A 20705-nucleotide genomic window follows, 5' to 3' on the forward strand; every position below is an offset into this window, starting at 1 on the left:
GCGCTCAGGCCACCACGCCGTCCCGGCGCAGCGCTGCGATCTCCTCGTCCGTCATCCCCACGGCACGCAGCAGGGCCCCGGTGTGCTGCCCGAGCGCGGGCACATCCCCCATCCGTGCCGACTCCCCGCCCGGCAGCGTGACCGGCGGCAGCGGCGCCCGCAGCGGGCCCACCGGCGTCCCCACCTCCCGCCACCGCTCGCGGGCCGCCAGCTGCGGGTGCTCCGCCACCTCCCACAGGTCGCGCAGCCGGGCGCAGGCGATGCCCGCGCCCTCCAGCCGGGCCTGCGCCTCGTCGGCCGTCAGGGCGCCCAGCGCGTCCGCCACCAGCCGGTCGGTGCGCTCCCGGTTCGCCACCCGCGCCGCGTTCGTCGCGAACGCCGGATCCGTCCCCAGCTCCGGGCGCCCGACGACCTGCTCGGCCAGCCGCCGCCATTCCCGGTCGTTCTGCACCGACAGCAGCACCCGCCCGCCGTCCGCCGTCGCATAGGCGTCGTACGGCGCGATCACGGCGTGCGCGAGCCCCGTGCGCGCCGGGGCGGTGCCTCCGTGCATCGCGTGATGCAACGGATGCCCCATCCACTCCACCAGCGCCTCCAGCATCGACACCTCCACCACGCCGCCCCGGCCCGTCGTGCCCCGCCGCAGCAGCGCCGCGAGCACCCCCGAGAAGGCGTACATCGCCGCCGCGATGTCGGCCGCCGGGATCCCCGCCTTCACCGGCCCCTCGGGTGTCCCGGTCACCGACACCAGGCCCGCCTCGCACTGCACGAGCATGTCGTAGGCCCGCTTGTCCGCGTACGGCCCCGACGAGCCGTACCCGGAGATGTCCACGGCGACCAGCCGGGGATGCGCCGCGCACAGCGTCGCCGCGTCGAGGCCGAGGCGGGCCGCCGCCCCGTGGGCGAGGTTCTGCACGAAGACGTCCGCGTCCGCCACCAGCCGCCGTACGATCCCCAGCCCGCGCGGGTCCTTCAGGTCGAGGGCGATCGACTCCTTGCCGCGGTTGCACCACACGAAGTGCGAGGCGAGACCGCGCGCCGCGGTGTCGTAGCCGCGGGCGAAGTCCCCGCCGTCGACCCGCTCGACCTTGATCACCCGGGCGCCGAGATCGGCGAGCTGCCGGGTGGCGAAGGGGGCGGCGACGGCCTGTTCGACGGCGACGACGGTGATGCCGTCCAGGGGCAGCGGCTGGGTAGTCATGCCGGGGATCATGACCCGAGGTCCGGGTTCCTGTCATGACCGCCGCCTCACAGCAGCGCGAACTGGCCCTCCGGCCCCTCCTCGTGGTGGTCCAGGACCGAGGCGGGGCGGCGCGCGGACTCCGGCACCGGCAGGACGCCCGCCGTGCGCAGCTCGGCCGCGGTGATGGGCGCGCTGACGGTCAGCGCCGCCCGCTGGGGCAGCAGTTCCGCCAGCAGCGCCAGTACGGTGATCAGCTCCAGCAGCTCCGAGGTCCAGGCCTGGGGCCAGGTCGCCGGGCGGATCGCCGCCAGGGTGCCGGGCTCGGCGGGGCCGGGGGCGCGGGCCGTGAACCACTGCTCCAGGACCCGGACGCCGTCCACCTGGAAGTCCCAGGCCTCGGGCGGCACGGGGGAGATACGGCCCTCGTCGAGCTGGAGGGCCTCCTCGTCGCGGTCGTACGCCAGGGCCAGCGGGCGGGACGGCAGCGGGGCGCGGACGTACGGGCGGCGGCCACCGGGCAGCTTGGGGCGGTCACCGTCGCGGCGCGTCAGCCACAGCAGCCGGTGGCCCAGCTCGGTGCCGTGCGCCCACAGCACGGGGTCCGCGGTGAGCGGCACGGTGAGGTCCGGGCGGGCGACGGCGACCGTCCACGCCAGGACGTCCAGCGGGGCGGGCGCCTGGCCCAGGCGGGCGGCGAGATGATCGAGCAGGCCCGGGGCCAGATTGGGCTCCGTGCCGCCGGGGCGGCGGTGCAGCGGGCGGACCCGGCCGGGGCGCAGCAGGGGCAGCCGGGACGTCGCGAGCACCTGCTCCGCCGTCTCGACCAGGAACACCTGCTGTGCGTCCGCGACCCGCCACAGCTCCGGGCGGGCCGCGTCGATCAGCCGGTGGTCGGGGATCAGCCACTGCTCGTCGAACGGCGCGGCCAGCACCCGTACCGGCTCCGGGCACGGTCCGTCGGCGCGCAGCAGCTTCCGGGTGCCGCTGGACTGGCCGGGCAGTTGCCCGACGGCCGAGTGCAGCGTCCGCGAGCGCGTCGGCTCGAACAGCGCCTCCCGTTCCGGGCCGTCCGCCTTCACCAGCGCGTCCCAGCGGGCCCGCAGGCTGGCCGCGTCGGGACCCACCGGCCAGCCCCGGCCCAGGCGCGGCGGTGCGACGGACCACGGCATGAGGTCCGCGAGCGGCGGAGCGTCGTCGTCGGGCGTCACGGTGGGCATCGTACGACGGCACCACGACAGCGGGGTCAGGTGGCGTCCAGGGTCACCGTGAAGGAGAAGCGGTCGCCGCGGTACTGGATGACGGCCACGTCCAGGGCGCGGCCGGAGGTGTCGTAGGTGACGCCCGTGTAGTGCAGGATCGGGCTGAGCAGGGGGACTTGGAGGAGCTGGGCCGTCTCCGGGTCGGCGAGGCGGGCCTGCACCGTGTCCGTGATGCGGCTGATGTCCGCCCCGACCACGTCGCGCAGCACCTTGGTCATCGGCCAGCGGACCAGGTCGTCGAGGTCGACGCGCTCGGCCAGTTCGGGGCGGACGTGGTTGCGGGCGTGGTTGGTGGGCTCGCCGGTCTTCTCGTCGCCGCGCAGCCGGTGGTACGTCGCCACCTCGGCGAGGTCCGGGAAGTACTCGGCGAGTTCGGCGGGGACCGGGGCGGGCCCGTGGTCCAGCAGTTCGGTCGTCATGCCGGACTGCTGGGCCACGATGGCGTCCACCGAGCCGAGCAGCCGCACCGGGGCGCCCCGGCGGGCGTCCGGCTCGATGAAGGTGCCGCGCCTGCGGTGCCGGGTGATCAACCCCTCGTCCTCCAGCTCCTTCAGCGCCTGCCGCATGGTCAGCACGCTCACGCCGTAGTGCGCGGCCAGCTGCTCCTCGGTGGGCAGGCGCAGCGGGTCGCGCGGGGAGCGGCCGAGTATCGAGGCGCGCAGGGACTGCGACACCTGGTACCAGAGCGGCAGCTTGCGGTTCAGGACGATCGAGTCCGGGGCGAAGGAGGTCACGGGGCCCATCCGTACCGGCAGGGGATTGATCAGTGCAACACCAGTGAGCCGCACAGGCGCGCCGGTGTCGAGGGGCCGGGCGCGCGGAGGCCCGAAGGGGTGAGCACGATCGGGCTCCCGACACCGGCTGGAGCGCCTCGGAGGCGAGCGGCTAACGAGGCGTGCGGTAGTGGCGTTCGAGACCCCGCCACACGTCGTCGTAGCCCCGCTGGAGGTGGTCCGCGCGCGACGCCCGCTCCGTGAGCGTCACCGGCCAGCGGGTCTCGAACATGAACGCCAGTCCGTCGTCGATCTTCTGCGGCTTCAGCTCGGCGGCGCTCGCGCGGTCGAACGTCTCCCGGTCCGGGCCGTGCGCCGACATCATGTTGTGCAGCGAGCCGCCGCCGGGCACGAACCCTCCCTCCCCGGCCGTCTTCGCGTCGTACGCGCCCTCGATCAGGCCCATGTACTCGCTCATCACGTTCCGGTGGAAGTACGGCGGCCGGAAGGTGTCCTCGCCCACCAGCCAGCGCGGTGCGAAGACCACGAAGTCGATGCCCGCGAGGCCCGGGGTGTCGGACGGGGAGGTCAGCACCGTGAAGACGGACGGGTCGGGGTGGTCGTAGGAGATCGTGCCGATGACGTTGAAGCGGCGCAGGTCGTAGACGTACGGCAGGTGGTTGCCGTGCCAGGCGACGACGTCCAGCGGGGAGTGGTCGTAGACGGCCGTCCAGAGGTTGCCGCAGAACTTGTTCACCACCTCCACCTCGCCCTCGACGTCCTCGTACGCGGCGACCGGGGCGCGGAAGTCGCGCGGGTTGGCCAGTCCGTTGGCGCCGATCGGGCCGAGGTCGGGGAGGCGGAAGGGGGTGCCGTAGTTCTCGCAGACGTACCCGCGCGCGGTGTCGTCCAGCAGGTCGACGCGGAACCGCACCCCGCGCGGGACCAGCGCCACCTCGCCCGGCTCGGCGCGCAGCAGCCCGAACTCGGTGCGCAGCAGCAGCCCGCCGCGCTCCGGCACGATCAGCAGCTCGCCGTCGGCGTCGCTGAAGACGCGGCTCATGGAGGCGTTGGCGTGGTAGAGGTGCACGGCCATGCCGGTGCGCTGGGTCGCGTCGCCGTTGCCGCCCAGGGTCCACAGGCCCGCGAGGAAGTCGGTGCCCTCGGCGGGCGCCGGGAGCGGGTTCCAGCGCAGCCGGTTGGGGTCGGGGACGGTGTCGGTGAAGGGGGCCGTGCCCAGCGCGCCGTTGTCCGTGCGGGTGAACGCCGGGTGCGCGGCCGAGGGGCGGACGCGGTACAGCCACGAGCGGCGGTTGTGCGCCCGGGGCTCGGTGAACGCCGTACCGCTGAGCTGTTCCGCGTACAGGCCGAGAGGGGCCCGCTGGGGGGAGTTGCGGCCCTCGGGGAGGGCGCCCGGGACGGCCTCGGAGCTGTGTTCGTTGCCGAAGCCGGAGAGGTAGGTCAGGCCTTCCGCGGTCTTCCGCGCGTCCCCACTCATGATCGCATCGCTCCCTTGCGCCACTGATTCCTATGGGACACCGTAGGATTGCGTTTTCTCGTGCGCAAGAGGGCGGATGACCTCCTCTGGAGGGATGACCGGAACCCGACTCCAGGGGGATTCGAGGCATCGCACCGTTGTTCTACGCTCGCCGACATGTCGTGGATACGGGGACTTCTCGCGGCGTTCGCGGTCGGCGTCCTGGTGGTGGTCGGGGCCGCGGGCTGCGGTACGGGCGGGGCGGACGGGGAGGCGGCCGTCGAGTCGCCCTCGCCGGTGGGCAGGCTGCTCGACGACACGGACGAGGCCGGGCGCGCCTACCGCGAGGTCGACGAGGACGATGCGCCCGAGGTCGACATCGAGGTGCAGCCCGGCGGCTCCGGCGACGGCTGGGACGTCACGCTGATCCCCGACGGCTTCCGCTTCTCAGCGGACGGCGCGGCGAAGAAGGCGGTGGCGGGTCGCGGGTTCGCCCGCCTGTTCCTCGACGGCCGGTTCATCACCGAACTGCGCGCCCCCGAGTACCGCCTCGCCACCCGGCTCGTCCCACGCGGCACCCACCAGGTCACCGCGCGCCTGTACGCCGACGACGGCACCGTGTGGGCGGTGGACGGCAAGCCCGTCGAGTGCACCGCCGACATCACGGCGTCGGGGGAGGAGGGCACGAAGGGCGCTCAGGGAGCCGGACCGGGCGACGGCGCCGACGCGGTCGCGGTCGCCCTTACCCTGGGCCCCGGTTCACCCGTCCCCGGCGGAAAGGCATCATGAACTACGTGTCCCCTGCCCCCTCCGGTGCCACCCCCGCTGCCGCACCCCCTGCCGCGTCCCCCGCCGCACCGCCCGCCACACCCCCCACTGCCACCCTCCGCCGCGCCCCCGTGCAGCGCCGCAGTGCCGAACGGCTCACCAGGATCCTCGACGCCTGCGCCGATCTCCTCGACGAGGTCGGCTACGACGACCTGAGCACCCGCGCGGTGGCCGTGCGGGCCGGGGTCCCGATCGGCTCCGTCTACCGCTTCTTCGGCAACAAGCGGGAGATGGCCGACGCGCTCGCCCGGCGCAACCTGGAGCGCTACACGGAACGGGTCGCGGAGCGCCTGAAGGGCCAGCCGGGCGGTGCCGACTGGCGGGCGGCGCTGGACGCCGTGCTCGACGAGTACCTGGCCATGAAGCGCACCGCGCCGGGCTTCTCCCTGGTCGACTTCGGCAACCAGATCCCGGTCGGCGCCCGGCACGGCGAACCCAACCACCGCGTCGCCGACCGCCTCACCGACCTGCTCTCCGGCCATCTGCCCCGGGACCCCGACGACGACCTGCGCCGCACCTTCCTGGTCGCCGTGGAGACCGCCGACACGCTCGTCCAACTGGCGTTCCGGGTGGACCCGGCGGGGGACGAGCGGATCATCGCGGAGATGCGGGAGCTGTTGCGGGCGTATCTGGGGCGGGTCCTGGACTGACGGCGCCGGTCCGTCACGGCCCGCTCCCGACCCCTCCCGGACATGCGTACCGGTCGGTATGCTCGGCGTCAGTCCGCGCGTCACCGCCGTCGCACGCCCCAGGAGGACCCGTGTCCCGCACCGCCCTGCGTATCTGTCCCCTGTGCGAGGCCACCTGCGGCCTGACCCTGACCATCGAGGGCACCCGCGTCACCGGTGCCCGCGGCGACCGCGACGACGTGTTCAGCCGCGGGTTCATCTGCCCCAAGGGTGCCTCCTTCGGAGCCGTCGACGGCGACCCCGACCGGCTGCGCGCGCCGCTGGTCCGCCGGGACGGGGAGCTGCGGGAGGCCACCTGGGAGGAGGCCTTCGACGCCGTCGCCGCCGGGATCCGCCCGGTCGTGGAGCGGTACGGCCCGCACGCGGTCGGTGTCGTCCTCGGCAACCCCAACGTGCACACCATGGCGGGGGGCCTCTATCCGCCCGTCCTGCTCGGCGCCCTCGGCACCCGCAGCGTCTTCAGCGCCTCCACCGTCGACCAGATGCCCAAGCACGTCTCCAGCGGCCTGCTCTACGGCGACGCCAACGCGATCCCCGTGCCCGACCTCGACCACACCGACCACCTGCTGCTCATCGGCGCCAACCCGCTGGAGTCCAACGGCAGTCTGTGCACCGCCGCGGACTTCCCCGGCAAGCTGAAGGCGCTGAAGGCCCGCGGCGGCACCCTCACCGTCGTCGACCCGCGCCGCACCCGCACCGCCAGGCTCGCCGACCGGCACGTGGCCGTCCGCCCGGGCACCGACGCGCTCCTGCTCGCGGCGATGGCGTACGTCCTGTTCGACGAGGACCTGGCCGACCTCGGCGACCTCGCGCCGCACGTCCAGGGCGTCGATGAACTCCGCGCCGCCCTGCGGGAGTTCACCCCGGAGGCGGTCGCCGCGGCCTGCGACGTCGAGGCGCCGCTGATCCACGCCCTGGCCCGCGAGCTGGCCGCCGCCCGCACCGCCGCCGTGTACGCCCGCATCGGCAGCTGCACGGTCCCGCACGGCACCCTCGCCAGCTGGCTCGTCGACGTCCTCAACATCCTCACCGGCAACCTCGACCGGCCCGGCGGCGCCCTCTTCCCGCAGGCCGCCACGGACAGGACGCCGCGCCCCGCCGGGCCCGGCCGCGGCTTCGCGCTCGGCCGCTGGCGCTCACGGGTCAGCGGGCACCCCGAGGCCAAGAGCGAACTGCCCATCGCCGCCCTGGCGGAGGAGATCGACACCGCCACCGACGAGGGCGAACCGATCCGCGCGGTCATCTCCATCGCCGCGAACCCGGTGCTGTCCACCCCCGACGGCGACCGCCTCGACAAGGCACTCGGCGCGCTCGACTTCATGGTCAGCGTCGACCCCTACCTCAACGAGACCTCCCGCCACGCCGACGTCGTGCTCCCGCCGCCCCCGCCCGCCCAGAGCGCCCACCACGACTTCGCCTTCAACACCCTCGCCGTCCGCAACCAGGTCCGCTACACCCGCCCGGCCGTGCCCCTGGAGCCCGGCCGGATGGCGGAGACGGAGATCCACGCCCGCCTGATCCTCGCCGTCACCGATTGGGGTCTCCCGCGCTCGAGCGAAGCCGAGAGCTTGGGGAAGCGCGGCACCGATCCGGCCGCCGTGGACGCCCTGGTCGTCGACCAGACCCTCGGCAAGGCCGTCAAGGAACCGCACTCACCGGTGTACGGGCGCGACCCGCGCGCCCTCGCCGCCCAGCTCACCGGCGACAACGGCCCCGAGCGGCGGCTGGACCTGATGCTGCGCCTCGGCCCCTACGGCGACGGCTTCGGCGTACGGCCCGACGGGCTGAGCCTGGAGCGGCTGCTCGCGCACCCGCACGGCATCGACCTCGGACCGCTCGCCGCCCGGCTGCCGCAGCCGTTGCGGACCCGCAGCGGCAAGGTGGAGCTGCTGCCCGAGCCGATCGCGGGCGATCTGCCGCGCCTCGCGCGGGCGATGGCCGAGCGGCCCGCCGGGCTCGTCCTCGTCGGCCGCCGTCACCTGCGCTCCAACAACAGCTGGATGCACAACGTCCCGGCCCTCACCGGCGGCTCCAACCGCTGCACCCTGCACCTGCACCCCGAGGACGCCGACCGCCTGGGGGTGCGCGACGGGCAGCCCGTACGGATCAAGGGCGCCGGGGGAGAGGTGACCGCTCCCGTCGAGGTCACCGCCGACATCCGGCAGGGCGTGGTCAGCCTGCCGCACGGCTGGGGCCACGACCGCCCCGGCACCCGGCTCAGCCATGCCGCCGCCGACCCCGGGGCCAACGTCAACCAGCTCCTCGACGGCAGCCTGCTCGACCCGCTGTCCGGCAACGCGGTGCTCAACGGAGTGCCCGTCGAGGTCGTCGTACCGTCCTGACCTGGAGTTTTGCGCTTATTGCTCGCGTGTCAACGTCTTGTTAACGCCGTGGAGCGGGTCCTAACGTCCTTCGCACCGCCGGCCCTGGTGGGAGTTCAAGGGCGAACGTTAGGTATCCACTCATGCTGACCATCCTCGGCTTCGCCATGATCGCGACATTCCTTGTCCTGATCATGATGAAGAAGATGTCCCCCATCGCGGCGCTCGTGCTGATCCCCGCGCTGTTCTGCGTGTTCGTAGGCAAGGGCGCCCACCTGGGGGACTACGTCATCGACGGCGTCACCAGCCTCGCGCCGACCGCCGCGATGCTCATGTTCGCGATCGTCTACTTCGGCCTGATGATCGACGTCGGCCTCTTCGACCCGATCGTGCGCGGCATCCTCAGGTTCTGCAAGGCCGACCCGATGCGGATCGTGGTCGGTACCGCCCTGCTCGCCGCGATCGTCTCCCTGGACGGCGACGGCTCCACCACCTTCATGATCACCGTCTCGGCCCTGTACCCGCTCTACAAGCGGCTGAAGATGAGCCTGGTCATCCTCACCGGCGTCGCCGCCATGGCCAACGGCGTGATGAACACCCTCCCCTGGGGCGGCCCCACCGCCCGCGCCGCCACCGCGCTCAAGCTGGACGCCAGCGACATCTTCGTACCGATGATCCCGGCGCTCGCGGTCGGCCTGGTGTTCGTGATCGCGCTGTCGTACGTGCTCGGCGTGCGCGAGCGCAGGCGGCTGGGCACGCTCTCGCTGGACGAGGTGCTGGTGGAGGAGAAGGAGACCGTGCTGGTGGGCGCGGGCGGCACCGGTGGCCGCACCACGGTGAGCGGCGGCGGTACGGCCGACGCGGACGACGACGCCGCCTTCCAGGTCCTCGACCCCGCGCGGCCCACCCTGCGGCCGGGGCTGTACTGGTTCAACGCGCTGCTCACCCTCGCGCTGCTGACCGCCATGATCATGGAGTGGCTGCCGATCCCGGTGCTGTTCCTGCTCGGCGCCGCGCTCGCGCTCACCGTCAACTTCCCCAAGCCCGCCGACCAGAAGGCCCGGCTCGCCGCCCACGCCGACAACGTCCTCAACGTCTCCGGCATGGTCTTCGCCGCCGCCGTCTTCACCGGCGTCCTCCAGGGCACCGGCATGGTCGACTCCATGGCCAAGTGGATGGTGGACGTCATCCCCGAGGGCATGGGCCCGCACATGGCCCTGGTCACCGGCCTGCTGAGCCTGCCGCTGACCTACTTCATGTCCAACGACGGCTTCTACTTCGGCGTCCTGCCGGTGCTCGCCGAGGCCGGTGCCGCGCACGGCGTCTCGCCGCTGGAGATGGCCCGCGCCTCCCTCGTCGGCCAGCCGCTGCACATGTCCAGCCCGCTGGTGCCCGCCGTCTACGTGCTGGTCGGCATGGCCAAGGTCGAGTTCGGCGACCACACCCGGTTCGTGGTGAAGTGGGCGGCGCTCACCTGCCTGGTCATCCTCGGCGCGGGCATGCTCTTCGGCATCATCTGACCTGCCACGCCATCCGACTTCAGGGAGGACGTCATCGTGAGGCCCGGTGGGAACCGCGGCTGGCTGCTCCGCCTCGTCATCGCCTTCAGCTTCGCGCAGGGGGCGGTGTCGATGGCCCGGCCCGCCGTCTCCTACCGGGCCCTCGCGCTCGGCGCCGACGAGCGGGCGGTCGGCGTCATCGCGGGCGTGTACGCGCTGCTGCCGCTGTTCGCCGCCGTACCGCTCGGCCGCCGCACCGACCACGGCCGCTGCGCGCCCCTGCTGCCCGCCGGGGTGGTCCTGATATCCGGCGCCTGCGCGCTGAGCGGACTGGCGGACTCCCTGTGGACGATGGCCCTGTGGAGCGGGGTGATGGGTCTCGGCCACCTCTCCTTCGTCATCGGCGCGCAGTCCCTGGTCGCCCGCCAGTCCGCCCCGCACGAACAGGACCGCAACTTCGGCCACTTCACCATCGGCGCCTCCCTCGGCCAACTGGTCGGCCCGATCGCCGCCGGGGCCCTCATCGGCGGCCACGACATGGCGCGCGGCAGCGCCCTCGCCCTGCTGGTGGCGGGTGCGGGCTGCGCCGTCGCCGTCACCTCGCTGTGGCGCGTCGAGCACGCCGGTACGACGTCCAGGTCCCGTACCCCCGGCGGCGACCGCGTCCCCGTCCACCGCATCCTGCGCGCCCGGGGCGTGCCCGCGGGCATGCTCATCAGCCTCTCCGTGCTCTCCGCGACCGACATCCTCACCGCCTACCTGCCGGTGGTGGGCGAGCACCGGGGTATCGCCCCCTCGGTGATCGGGGTGCTGCTCAGCCTGCGGGCGGCGGCCACCATCGCCTGTCGTCTGGTGCTCACGCCCCTGCTGCGGCTGCTCGGCCGCACCCTGCTGCTCACCCTGAGCTGTCTGCTGGGCGCCGTGCTGTGCGCGGGCGTCGCGCTGGAGGTGCCGCTGTGGGCGCTGGGGCTGATGCTGGCCGCGCTGGGCTTCTGCCTCGGGGTGGGGCAGCCGCTGTCCATGACGACGGTCGTGCGGGCCGCCCCCGCCGAGGCCCGCTCCACCGCCCTCGCGCTGCGGCTGACCGGCAACCGGCTCGGGCAGGTCGCCGCCCCGGCCGCGGCCGGACTGGTCGCCGGGGTGGCGGGGGTGGCCGCGCCTTTCGTGATGCTGGGCGGGTTGCTGTTGCTGTCCTCGGGGGTCGCGCTGCGGTCGCCCGGGAGGCCGTCCGGGGAGCCCGTGACGGACACGGCGACTCGTCCCCCGCGCTCTCGTCTGCGGCGAAAGAGTGGAATCTGACGGCGTGTGAGGCGTTGCTCCCCGCAGACGGGTGCGGATGTGACAGAGAGTCGGGTCAAGCGATTCGTATGACAATCGCACGACTCGGAGGAACAGCGCATGCCCACCCTGCCCCGTCCCGGCCGCCGTACGGGCGCCCGCACCACCGTCCTCGCGGCCCTCACAATCGCGGGCACCACCGCGCTCGGTGCGCCCGCCGCCGTCGCCCAGCCACCCGGTGACAACGGGGACGTCAAGATCCACAAGATGGGGACGCCCTTCGCCGACCAGCGCAACGAGCCCAAGGTCTGCGACTTCTACCTCGCCGCGTTCAACTTCGACGCGGGCGAGGCGGTCCACTGGGAGATCGACAAGCAGCCCCGGCCCGACCCGGAGCCGGAACTGGAGGGTGACATCACGGTCGAGCCCGACGGCACGGCCCAGAGCGTGCCGCTCGGACTGCCCAACGGGATGTACAAGCTCACCTGGCGGACCGACCTCGGCCATGGCGCGGGGAAGTTCAAGGTGTTCCAGGTCGACTGCGCCTCGCCCAAGCCGATGCCGAGCACCCCGGGACCCAACGGCGGGCCACCGGCCGGGGGCGGCGGACTCGCCCGCGACGCCGCCTACGCGCCGGTCGCCGGAGCCGCCGCGGTGGGCCTGGCCGCGGTGAGCGGAGTGGTCTGGTTCCGGCTCCGCCGCCGTCCGCATGGCTCCCACTAGCGGGCGCCCGAGGCCCTGGCGCCGGACGCGCGCCTACCGCCTGGCGAGGACGTGCGCACTGACCGTCTCGCTGGTGGTGGGCGCCGTCTGGTGGAACCAGGCCGACGAGGACCCCTCCGGCGCCCCCGCCCCGGCCGCCGGACCCCGCGCGGACACGGCGGCGGAGGCCCGGGGGACGCCTGACGGCGTACGGGGTGAGGGTCCCGTGGGCCGGACGCGGTCCCCCGTGCCGGAACGCACGCCGCGGGGGACCGCGAGCCCCGCGGCGCCGTTCCCCGCGCGGCCCACTGCCCCGGCGAGTCCGGCCCGCTCGCCGAGCCCGGCACTCCCCACCAGGCCCGCCGGTCCCAGCAGACCCGCCCGCCCCTCCGCCACGCGACCGTCCGCTCGACCGTCCCCCACGCCCACCCCCCTCCGCCCACTGTCCCGCTCCCGCCCCGCCCGCCTCCTCGTCCCCTACATCGGCGTCGACGCCCCGGTGATGGGCCTGCGGCTGGACCAGGAGGGGCGGCTCACCGCGCCGCCGGAGGAGAAGCCGGAGCTGGTGGGGTGGTACGAGGGCGGGGTGTCGCCGGGGGAGCGGGGCACGGCGGTCGTCGTCGGGCACCTGGACACCATGTCCGGCCCGGCCGTCTTCGCCGGGCTCGACGAGCTGAAGCGGGGCAACCGGGTCGAGGTGCGGCGCGCGGACGGGCGGACGGCCGTGTACAGCGTCGACACGGTGCGGTCGTACGAGAAGGAGGACTTTCCGAACGACGAGGTGTACGGCGCCCGGGGCCGTCCCGAGCTACGGCTGATCACCTGCGGCGGCAGCTACCGGCCGAGGACCGGATACAGCGGCAACGTGGTCGTCTTCGCGCACCTGACCGACGTCCGCGAGCCCGGGAAGCGCCCCGGCCCGAGGCGCTGAATCTGGCCGTCCACTTTCTCGCCAAACGGACGGACGTCTCTCACTAACCGGACGGCGGCGACCGATCCCGGCAGGTGTCTTCCCACGGCCGCACACATTCCGTTAACTTCCGTGACTCACCCGCACCAGCGCACCAGTGAGCCCCCGGGGGCACCCTCATGACACGCGCCATCTCCCTGCACGATGTGAGCAAGGCCTACACGCGAGGCGTCCGCGTGGTGGACCGGCTGTCGTTGGACATCTCGCCCGGCGAGTTCCTCGTCCTGCTCGGGCCCTCGGGCTGCGGCAAGTCCACCGTGCTCAGAATGATCGCCGGGCTGGAGGAGATCGACGAGGGCGAGCTGCACCTCGACGGCGCGTGGGCCAACGAACTGCCGCCGTCCGGCCGGGACATGGCGATGGTGTTCCAGAACTTCGCCCTCTACCCGAACATGTCCAGTCGCGACAACATCGGCTTCCCGCTGCGCATAGAGTCCCCGGGCGCCGACCACCGGCCGCAGATCGACGCCACCGCCCGGATGCTGGGCATCGAGGACCTGCTCGACCGGCTCCCGGCCCAGCTCTCCGGCGGCGAACGCCAGCGGGTCGCGATGGGCCGGGCCATCGCCCGGCGCCCGTCCGCGTTCCTGATGGACGAGCCGCTGTCCAACCTGGACGCCAAGCTCCGCAACCATCTGCGCGCCGAGATCTTCCGGCTCACCCGGGAACTGGGCGTCACCACGGTGTACGTCACCCACGACCAGTCCGAGGCGATGTCCCTCGGCGACCGGGTCGCCGTGCTGCGCGGCGGCGTGCTCCAGCAGGTGGGCACCCCGCGCGAGGTCTACGCGCTGCCCAGCAACGTCTTCGTCGCCGCCTTCATCGGCACCCCGCGCATCAATCTGCTGCGCGGCCTCGTCCGCGCCCCGCTGGGCGGCGCGATGACGATCAGCCTGGGCAAGCAGTACCTGCGGCTGCCCGAACCGCTCTCCCTCGACCACCAGCTGCTGCGGGTGCAGCAGGGCCGGGAGGTGATCGTCGGCCTGCGTTCGGAGGCCGTGCGCATCGCCAAGCCCGCCTCCGCCCGGCCCGGGGAGGTGCCGCTGCACGGTCTGGTGGAGCACCTGGAGTTCCAGGGCCACGAGGTGCTGGTCCACTTCAACACCGGCTCGCGCCCCGCCGTCGTGCCCGAACTGGAGGCCCCGCGCCCCGCCGCCCGCCCGGCCCGGCGCCGCCGCCGGGAGAACGGCACGGTGCTGGAGCGGCTGCGGGAGCGGGCGGGCGCCCTGCGCGGCGCGCCCGTGGGGGTGCTGGAGCGCGCGGAACCCGGCCCCGCCCCGGCCGAGCCCCGGCTGCCCGGCGACCTCATCGTCCGCACCACCCCAGACATCGGGCTGCGCTACGGCATGCAGGTGCCGCTCCTCGTCGACCTCGCCCATCTGTTCGTCTTCGACCAGCAGGGCCAGCGCATCTGCCCCGCTCCGACCCGGCTGCCCGGCCTGGAGGAGTGAGACCCGAGCCTCTCGGGCAGGGTGAGGCGTGCCATGGCGGATGCCCCTGGTGCCAGAAAACTAACGGCGCTAGTTTGGGGTCCGGACGACGAGGCCCGCCCGGAGGGAAGACGATGAAGGCACATGACGGCATGTACATCGACGGCGCCTGGCGCCCCGCCGAGGGACGGGACACCATCGACGTCGTGAACCCGGCCGACGAGCAGGTGATCGGCCAGGTCCCCGCGGGCACCGCCCTGGACGTCGACACCGCCGTACGCGCCGCCCGCGCCGCCTTCCCCGGCTGGGCCGCCGCCCCGCCCGCCGAGCGCGCCGCCCGCCTGGCCGCCTTGCGGGACGTGCTCGTCGCCCGCAAGGACGAGATCGCCGAGACGGTGACCGCGGAACTCGGCGCGCCGCTGAAGTTCTCGCAGAACGTCCACGCGGGCGCCCCGATCGCCGTCGCGGGCTCCTACGCCGAACTGGCGGCGACGTACTCCTTCGAGGAGAAGGTCGGCAACTCCACCGTCCGCCAGGAGCCGGTCGGCGTGGTCGCCGCGATCACTCCCTGGAACTACCCGCTCCACCAGATCGTCGCCAAGGTCGCCCCGGCGCTGGCGGCGGGCTGCACGGTCGTCCTCAAGCCCGCCGAGGACACCCCGCTCGTCGCCCAGCTGTTCGCGGAGGCCGTGCACGAGGCGGGCTTCCCGGCCGGGGTCTTCAACCTCGTCACCGGCCTCGGCCCGGTCGCGGGCCAGGCGCTCGCCGAGCACCCGGACACCGACCTGGTCTCCTTCACCGGCTCCACCGCCGTCGGCCGCCGCATCGGCGCCCTCGCCTCCGGCGCCCTGAAGCGGGTCGCCCTGGAGCTGGGCGGCAAGTCCGCCAACGTCATCCTGCCCAGCGCCGACCTCGCCAAGGCGGTCAACGTCGGCGTCGCCAACGTCATGTCCAACTCCGGCCAGACGTGCAGCGCCTGGACCCGGATGCTGGTCCACCGCGACCAGTACGACGAGGCGGTGGAACTGGCCGCGCAGGCCGCCGCCAAGTACGGCGACCGGATCGGCCCCGTCGTCAACGCCAAGCAGCGGGAGCGGGTGCGCGGCTACATCGAGAAGGGCGTCGCCGAGGGCGCCCGGCTGGTCGTGGGCGGCCCCGAGGCACCGCGCGAGCGGGGCTACTACGTCAGCCCGACCGTCTTCGCCGACGTCACACCGGACATGACCATCGCCCAGGAGGAGATCTTCGGCCCCGTCCTGTCGATCCTGCGCTACGCGGACGAGGACGACGCCCTGCGCATCGCCAACGGCACGGTGTACGGCCTCGCGGGCGCCGTCTGGGCGGGCGACGAGGCCGAGGCGGTGGCCTTCGCGCTGCGGATGGACACCGGGCAGGTCGACATCAACGGCGGACGCTTCAACCCGCTCGCGCCGTTCGGCGGCTACAAGCAGTCCGGGGTCGGCCGCGAACTCGGCGTGCACGGCCTCACCGAGTTCCTGCAGACCAAGTCCCTGCAGTTCTAGGCACGTCAAGCCCCTTCGGCACGTCCCCCAGCCTCAGGAGAGTTGCGTAAACCATGGTTGTCCGCGCCGCCGTCGTGCCCGCCGTCGGAGCCCCACTGGAGATCACCGAGATCGAGCTGCCCGCCCCGGGCCCCGGGCAGCTACGGGTACGGCTCGCCGCCGCCGGGGTCTGCCACTCCGACCTGTCCCTGTCCAACGGCACCCTCAGCGTGCCCCTCCCGGCCGTCCTCGGTCATGAGGGCGCGGGCACGGTGACCGCGGTCGGGGAGGGCGTCACCGAGTACGCCCCCGGCGACCCCGTCGTCCTCAACTGGGCGCCGTCGTGCGGCAGTTGCCCCGCCTGTGTGCGCGGTGAGGTGTGGCTGTGCGCCGACGCCCTCAGCGGCGCCGCCAACGTGCACGCCCACCGCGCCTCCGACGGCGCCGCACTGCACCCCGGCCTGAACGTCGCCGCGTTCGCCGAGGAGACGGTGGTCCCCCTCAGGTGCGCGCTGCCCGTCCCGGCCGGGGTCCCGCTGACCGACGCGGCCCTGCTCGGCTGCGCGGTCCTCACCGGCTACGGCGCCGTCCACAACTCCGCGAAGGTGCGGCCCGGGGAGACGGTCGCCGTGTTCGGGGTCGGCGGCGTCGGGCTTGCCGCCCTCCAGGCCGCGCGGATCGCCCAGGCGTCGAAGATCATCGCCGTCGACGTCTCCCCCGAGAAGGAGGAACTGGCCCGCGCCGCGGGCGCGACCGACTACGTCGTCGCCTCCGACACCACGCCCCGTCAGATCCGCGCGCTCACCGGCAAGCAGGGTGTCGACGTCGCCGTGGAGTGCGTGGGGCGCGCGGTCACCATCCGGGCGGCGTGGGAGTCCACCCGGCGGGGCGGGCGGGCGGTCGTCGTCGGTATCGGCGGCAAGGACCAGCAGGTCACCTTCAACGCGCTGGAGATCTTCCACTGGGGGCGGACCCTGACGGGATGCGTCTACGGCGACTCCGACCCGGCCCGGGACCTGCCGGTCATCGGGGAGCACATTCGCGGTGGGCGGTTCGACCTGAGCGCGCTGGTCACCGAGCGGATCGCGTTGGACGGGATTCCGGCGGCGTTCGAGAACATGGTGGCGGGGAAGGGCGGGCGGGCGTTGGTGCTGTTCTGACCGGTCAGGAGTGTGTGGGGGTGGTGCGTCGTCGTTCGGCCGCGGGTTCGTCGTGGCCGGGCGCGCGGTTCCCCGCGCCCCTGGGGGTGCTGGTCCGCTGTCGGGACCGTGATACCGCCACCCCCGCCAGGCACAGCGCGCCGCCCACCAGCGTCAGCGCCCCCGGCACCTCGCCCAGCGCCAGCCACGACATCAGGACGACCAGTGCGGGCACGGCGTACGTCGTCGCGCCCATGCGGCTGGCGGTCGTACGGGCGAGGGCGTACGCCCAGGTGGTGAAGGCGAGGGCGAGCGGGAAGACGCCCAGGTACACCATGTTCAGCGTGGCCGTGACCGGGGCGTCGGCCGCCTCCTGGAGCAGTTGTCCGGCGAACGGCAGACAGCACACGGCGCCGACCAGACAGCCGTACGTCGTCACCTGGAGCGCGCTGGCCTGCCCGAGCGTGGGCTTCTGGGCGACCACACCGCCCGCGTAGGCGATCGCGGCGAGCAGGCACAGCACCACGCCGAGCACCGAGGCGCCCCCGTCGCCCGACATCGACAGCCCGACCGTCACCGCACCGGCGAACGACACCGCCATGCCCGCGAGCAGCCGCGGCGGCATCGGGTCGCCGAGCAGCCGGGCGCCGAGCAGGGCGATGAGGACGGGGCCGATGTTCACCACCAGGGCGGCGGTGCCCGCGTCCACCTGCTGTTCGCCCCAGTTCAGGGCCACGCTGTAGAAGCCGAACCACAGGACGCCGGATATCGCGATCCCACGCCAGGCACCCCGCGGCGGCAGCCCCTCCCGCCGGACCAGACAGATCACCCCGAGCACCAGCGCCCCGGCCAGCAGCCGCCCCAGCGCCAGCGCGCCCGGCGAGTACACCTCGCCCGCGCTGCGGATGGAGACGAAGGCCGAGGCCCACAGGACGACGGTGACCGCGGCGGCGCCGGTGGCGAGGAGCCGGGCGCGGGAGGGCCGGGACGGGGCGGGGTTCATCATGCTCCAGAGGTTAGGGAGGGGCGGGCCGTGGGGCTCGCGGTTTTCGGACCGGTACGGCGGGCGCCTCAGCGCAGCGCGGACGGCTCCAGGCCCAGCAGTGCGCCGAGCGCCCGCTCACCGTCCGCCGTCACCCTCACCGCCCGCTCCGAGCCGACCCGTACGCACCACCCGGCGTCCAGCGCGTGGCGGCACAGGGCCGCGCCCGCCGCGCCCGCGAGATGCGGGCGGCGCTCGGTCCAGTCGAGGCAGGCGCGGGCCAGCGGGCGGCGGCCACGGCGGTCGAGGGCGATGCCGGTGGCGTCGAACCACCGCAGGCCCGCGTCCGTCAGCGCGAAGCCGGTGTCCTGCACGAGCAGGCCGCGGGTGGTGAGCGCGTCGGTGACCGCGATGCCGAGCCGTCCGGCCAGGTGGTCGTAGCAGGTGCGGGCGCGGGCCATGGCCGACCCGGCGCTTGACTCCCGCAGGGTGCGCGGCGGTGCCACGGACTCCGGCGCGACCTGCGCGGCGAGTTCCTCGACCAGTTGGGCCACGCGCGCGTCGGCCAGCCGTACGTACCGGTGCCGCCCCTGCCGTTCCTCGGTGAGCAGTCCGCCCGCGACCAGCTTGCCCAGGTGCTCGCTGAGCGTGGAGGGGGCCACGCGCGCGTGCCGGGCCAGTTCACCGGCGGTCCAGGCCCGCCCGTCGAGCAGGGCCAGCAGACAGGCGGCCCGGGTCTCGTCGGCGAGCAGCCCGGCGAGCGCGGCGAGGCCGGGCGCGCGTACGTCCCTGGTGGTCATGGCTCCAGCATGCGACAGCGACACTTCGGCGCCCGCCGAAGCATCCCTAACCGAGCCGCGCGTACTGCTGCGCCAGCCCGTCGAGCAGCGCCGCGAGCCCGGTCTCGAAGGCCCGCTCGTCGACCTTCTCCTGCCGCTCGGCGAGCCGGTGGGCCTGGCCGAGGTGCGGGTAGTCGGCGGGGTCGTAGGCACTGGCGTCGTCCACGAAGCCCCCGGCGAAGGAGCCCAGCGCGGAGCCCATGATGAAGTACCGCATCAGCGCGCCGATCGAGGTGGCCTGCGCCGGTGGCCAGCCCGCCGCGACCATCGCGCCGTAGACCGCGTCGGCGAGGCGCAGCGCGGCGGGGCGGCGGCCGGGGCCGCGGGCCAGCACGGGGACGATGTTGGGGTGGTCGCGCAGGGCGGTCCGGTAGGACAGGGCCCAGTCGTGCAGCGCGGTCCGCCACTCCCGGCCGTCCTCGAACATCGACAGGTCGACCTGGGCGCTCACCGAGTCGGCGACCGCCTCCAGGATCTCGTCCTTGGTGCGGAAGTGGTTGTACAGGGACGGCCCGCTGACGCCCAGTTCGGCGGCGAGACGGCGGGTGGACACGGCCGCCAGGCCCTCGGCGTCCACGAGTTCCCGGGCCGTGTCCACGATCCGGTCGGTGCTGAGCAGGGGCTTGCGCGGTCGGGCCATGGCGCACATAGTAGGGCTGCGCAAGTAAACTAGCAGTGCTAATTTTCGGTTCTCGTGTGAGGTGACCCGGCATGGACCTGGAGCTGAGCGAGGAGCAGACCGCCGTCCGGCGACTGGCCCGGGACTTCGTGGAGCGCGAGATCGCCCCCCATGTCGTCGCCTGGGACCGCGCCGAGGAGGTCGACCGCTCCGTGGTGAAGAAGCTCGGCGAGGTCGGCTTCCTCGGGCTGACCGTCGACGAGGAGTACGGCGGCTCGGGCGGCGACCATCTCGCGTACTGCCTGGTGACCGAGGAACTGGGGCGCGGTGACTCCTCCGTGCGCGGCATCGTCTCCGTCTCCCTCGGCCTGGTCGCCAAGACCATCGCCGCCTGGGGGAGCGAGGAGCACAAGCGCCGCTGGCTGCCCGGGCTCACCTCCGGCGCGTACGTGGGCTGCTTCGGCCTCACCGAGCCGGGCACCGGCTCCGACGCCGGGAACCTGGCCACGCGCGCGGTCCGCGACGGCGACCACTACGTCATCAACGGCACCAAGACGTTCATCACCAACGGCACGTGGGCCGACGTGGTGCTGCTGTTCGCCCGCTCCACCGACGCCCCCGGCCACAAGGGCGTCTCCGCCTTCCTGGTCCCGGCCGACACCCCAGGGCTGACCCGCCGCACCATCCACGGCAAGCTCGGGCTGCGTGGCCAGGCCACCGCCGAGCTGGTCCTGGAGGACGTCCGCGTCCCGGCCGACGCGATGCTGGCGCCCGAGGGCAAGGGCTTCTCGGTCGCCATGTCCGCGCTGGCCAAGGGGCGGATGTCGGTCGCGGCGGGCTGCGTCGGGATAGCGCAGGCCGCGCTGGACGCGGCCGTGAAGTACGCGGCCGAGCGCGAGCAGTTCGGCAAGACCATCGCCCACCACCAGCTCGTCCAGGAGCTGCTCAGCGACATCGCCGTGGACGTCGACGCCGCCCGGCTGCTCACCTGGCGGGTCGCCGACCTGATCGACCGCGGGCTGCCCTTCACCACCGAGGCGTCCAAGGCCAAGCTGTTCGCCTCCGAGGCCGCCGTGCGCGCCGCCAACAACGCCCTCCAGGTCTTCGGCGGCTACGGCTACATCGACGAGTACCCGGCGGGCAAGCTGCTGCGCGACGCCCGCGTGATGACCCTGTACGAGGGCACCAGCCAGATCCAGAAGCTGGTCATCGGGCGGGCGCTCACCGGGGTGTCGGCGTTCTGAGTACCTGCTGAGTATCTCGGCGGATGTGGCG

At 73.7% G+C, this 20705-nt stretch carries 18 protein-coding genes; 11 read left to right on the plus strand and 7 right to left on the minus strand.

Annotation, left to right across the window (positions count from 1 at the left end; genetic code table 11):
* Positions 1-4: 4 nt before the first annotated feature.
* The 4 genes from ACFVQG_RS22000 to hmgA form a co-directional block, all read right to left on the minus strand.
* Positions 5-1201 (minus strand): CaiB/BaiF CoA transferase family protein, encoded by a 1197-nt coding sequence (locus ACFVQG_RS22000; protein ID WP_383385872.1) that lies wholly within the window; start codon positions 1199-1201, stop codon positions 5-7.
* Positions 1202-1248: 47 nt separating this feature from the next.
* On the minus strand, positions 1249-2400 hold the full coding sequence (locus tag ACFVQG_RS22005) for a type ISP restriction/modification enzyme (protein WP_383385874.1): 1152 nt from the start codon (positions 2398-2400) through the stop codon (positions 1249-1251).
* Positions 2401-2426: 26 nt separating this feature from the next.
* Positions 2427-3176 carry a GntR family transcriptional regulator gene (locus tag ACFVQG_RS22010; RefSeq protein WP_383385877.1) on the minus strand — a complete coding sequence of 250 codons (750 nt, stop codon included), beginning with the start codon at positions 3174-3176 and terminating at the stop codon, positions 2427-2429.
* A 151-nt stretch (positions 3177-3327) separates the two neighbouring features.
* Positions 3328-4653: a homogentisate 1,2-dioxygenase gene (gene hmgA / locus ACFVQG_RS22015; RefSeq protein ID WP_383385881.1), complete on the minus strand. Its 1326-nt coding sequence runs from the start codon at positions 4651-4653 to the stop codon at positions 3328-3330.
* Positions 4654-4809: 156 nt separating this feature from the next.
* Between hmgA and ACFVQG_RS22020 the strand changes: the two genes are divergently transcribed.
* The 10 genes from ACFVQG_RS22020 to ACFVQG_RS22065 all read left to right on the plus strand — a co-directional run bounded on the left by ACFVQG_RS22020 (position 4810) and on the right by ACFVQG_RS22065 (position 17011).
* Positions 4810-5421 carry a hypothetical protein gene (locus ACFVQG_RS22020; protein ID WP_383385884.1) on the plus strand — a complete coding sequence of 204 codons (612 nt, stop codon included), beginning with the start codon at positions 4810-4812 and terminating at the stop codon, positions 5419-5421.
* 110 nt (positions 5422-5531) lie between these two features.
* Entirely contained in the window at positions 5532-6110 is a 579-nt protein-coding gene (locus ACFVQG_RS22025; RefSeq protein ID WP_383385887.1) for a TetR family transcriptional regulator, read from the plus strand.
* A 110-nt stretch (positions 6111-6220) separates the two neighbouring features.
* Positions 6221-8491 (plus strand): molybdopterin oxidoreductase family protein, encoded by a 2271-nt coding sequence (locus ACFVQG_RS22030; protein ID WP_383385890.1) that lies wholly within the window; start codon positions 6221-6223, stop codon positions 8489-8491.
* 122 nt (positions 8492-8613) lie between these two features.
* Positions 8614-9990, plus strand: a complete 1377-nt coding sequence (locus ACFVQG_RS22035; protein WP_383385893.1) for a CitMHS family transporter — start codon at positions 8614-8616, stop codon at positions 9988-9990.
* A 36-nt stretch (positions 9991-10026) separates the two neighbouring features.
* Positions 10027-11268: an MFS transporter gene (locus ACFVQG_RS22040; RefSeq protein ID WP_383385895.1), complete on the plus strand. Its 1242-nt coding sequence runs from the start codon at positions 10027-10029 to the stop codon at positions 11266-11268.
* 99 nt (positions 11269-11367) lie between these two features.
* Positions 11368-11970, plus strand: a complete 603-nt coding sequence (locus ACFVQG_RS22045) for a hypothetical protein (protein WP_383385898.1) — start codon at positions 11368-11370, stop codon at positions 11968-11970.
* Complete coding sequence (locus ACFVQG_RS22050; RefSeq protein ID WP_383385901.1) at positions 11957-12880, plus strand: class F sortase; 924 nt, start codon at positions 11957-11959, stop codon at positions 12878-12880. Before ACFVQG_RS22045 ends, ACFVQG_RS22050 begins: the two co-directional genes overlap by 14 nt.
* Before the next feature lie 158 nt (positions 12881-13038).
* The gene (locus ACFVQG_RS22055; RefSeq protein WP_383385904.1) at positions 13039-14370 is read left to right on the plus strand and encodes an ABC transporter ATP-binding protein; all 1332 of its coding nucleotides are present in this window, start codon (positions 13039-13041) and stop codon (positions 14368-14370) included.
* Between the two features lie 113 nt (positions 14371-14483).
* Positions 14484-15872, plus strand: a complete 1389-nt coding sequence (locus ACFVQG_RS22060) for an aldehyde dehydrogenase family protein (protein WP_383385907.1) — start codon at positions 14484-14486, stop codon at positions 15870-15872.
* Positions 15873-15925: 53 nt separating this feature from the next.
* Positions 15926-17011 carry a zinc-binding dehydrogenase gene (locus ACFVQG_RS22065; RefSeq protein ID WP_383385910.1) on the plus strand — a complete coding sequence of 362 codons (1086 nt, stop codon included), beginning with the start codon at positions 15926-15928 and terminating at the stop codon, positions 17009-17011.
* A gap of 4 nt (positions 17012-17015) precedes the next feature.
* Here the strand turns inward: ACFVQG_RS22065 and ACFVQG_RS22070 are convergent, their stop codons facing one another.
* The 3 genes from ACFVQG_RS22070 to ACFVQG_RS22080 all read right to left on the minus strand — a co-directional run bounded on the left by ACFVQG_RS22070 (position 17016) and on the right by ACFVQG_RS22080 (position 19451).
* Complete coding sequence (locus tag ACFVQG_RS22070) at positions 17016-17993, minus strand: DMT family transporter (protein ID WP_383387035.1); 978 nt, start codon at positions 17991-17993, stop codon at positions 17016-17018.
* Between the two features lie 68 nt (positions 17994-18061).
* Positions 18062-18772: an ArsR/SmtB family transcription factor gene (locus ACFVQG_RS22075; RefSeq protein ID WP_383385913.1), complete on the minus strand. Its 711-nt coding sequence runs from the start codon at positions 18770-18772 to the stop codon at positions 18062-18064.
* 46 nt (positions 18773-18818) lie between these two features.
* Complete coding sequence (locus tag ACFVQG_RS22080) at positions 18819-19451, minus strand: TetR/AcrR family transcriptional regulator (protein WP_383385916.1); 633 nt, start codon at positions 19449-19451, stop codon at positions 18819-18821.
* A 71-nt stretch (positions 19452-19522) separates the two neighbouring features.
* Between ACFVQG_RS22080 and ACFVQG_RS22085 the strand changes: the two genes are divergently transcribed.
* Complete coding sequence (locus tag ACFVQG_RS22085) at positions 19523-20674, plus strand: acyl-CoA dehydrogenase family protein (protein ID WP_383385918.1); 1152 nt, start codon at positions 19523-19525, stop codon at positions 20672-20674.
* Positions 20675-20705 lie beyond the last annotated feature (31 nt).

It is taken from the genome of Streptomyces sp. NPDC057877 (assembly GCF_042796855.1).
In the GTDB taxonomy this organism is placed as follows: Bacteria; Actinomycetota; Actinomycetes; order Streptomycetales; family Streptomycetaceae; genus Streptomyces.

Coding starts and splice junctions, on each gene's coding strand:
- ACFVQG_RS22000 (WP_383385872.1), bottom strand. CDS start 1,201: ATGACTACCCAGCCGCTGCCCCTGGACGGCATCACCGTCGTCGCCGTC.
- ACFVQG_RS22005 (WP_383385874.1), bottom strand. CDS start 2,400: ATGCCCACCGTGACGCCCGACGACGACGCTCCGCCGCTCGCGGACCTC.
- hmgA (WP_383385881.1), bottom strand. CDS start 4,653: ATGAGTGGGGACGCGCGGAAGACCGCGGAAGGCCTGACCTACCTCTCC.
- ACFVQG_RS22020 (WP_383385884.1), top strand. CDS start 4,810: ATGTCGTGGATACGGGGACTTCTCGCGGCGTTCGCGGTCGGCGTCCTG.
- ACFVQG_RS22035 (WP_383385893.1), top strand. CDS start 8,614: ATGCTGACCATCCTCGGCTTCGCCATGATCGCGACATTCCTTGTCCTG.
- ACFVQG_RS22045 (WP_383385898.1), top strand. CDS start 11,368: ATGCCCACCCTGCCCCGTCCCGGCCGCCGTACGGGCGCCCGCACCACC.
- ACFVQG_RS22050 (WP_383385901.1), top strand. CDS start 11,957: ATGGCTCCCACTAGCGGGCGCCCGAGGCCCTGGCGCCGGACGCGCGCC.
- ACFVQG_RS22055 (WP_383385904.1), top strand. CDS start 13,039: ATGACACGCGCCATCTCCCTGCACGATGTGAGCAAGGCCTACACGCGA.
- ACFVQG_RS22060 (WP_383385907.1), top strand. CDS start 14,484: ATGAAGGCACATGACGGCATGTACATCGACGGCGCCTGGCGCCCCGCC.
- ACFVQG_RS22065 (WP_383385910.1), top strand. CDS start 15,926: ATGGTTGTCCGCGCCGCCGTCGTGCCCGCCGTCGGAGCCCCACTGGAG.
- ACFVQG_RS22070 (WP_383387035.1), bottom strand. CDS start 17,993: ATGAACCCCGCCCCGTCCCGGCCCTCCCGCGCCCGGCTCCTCGCCACC.
- ACFVQG_RS22075 (WP_383385913.1), bottom strand. CDS start 18,772: ATGACCACCAGGGACGTACGCGCGCCCGGCCTCGCCGCGCTCGCCGGG.
- ACFVQG_RS22080 (WP_383385916.1), bottom strand. CDS start 19,451: ATGGCCCGACCGCGCAAGCCCCTGCTCAGCACCGACCGGATCGTGGAC.
- ACFVQG_RS22085 (WP_383385918.1), top strand. CDS start 19,523: ATGGACCTGGAGCTGAGCGAGGAGCAGACCGCCGTCCGGCGACTGGCC.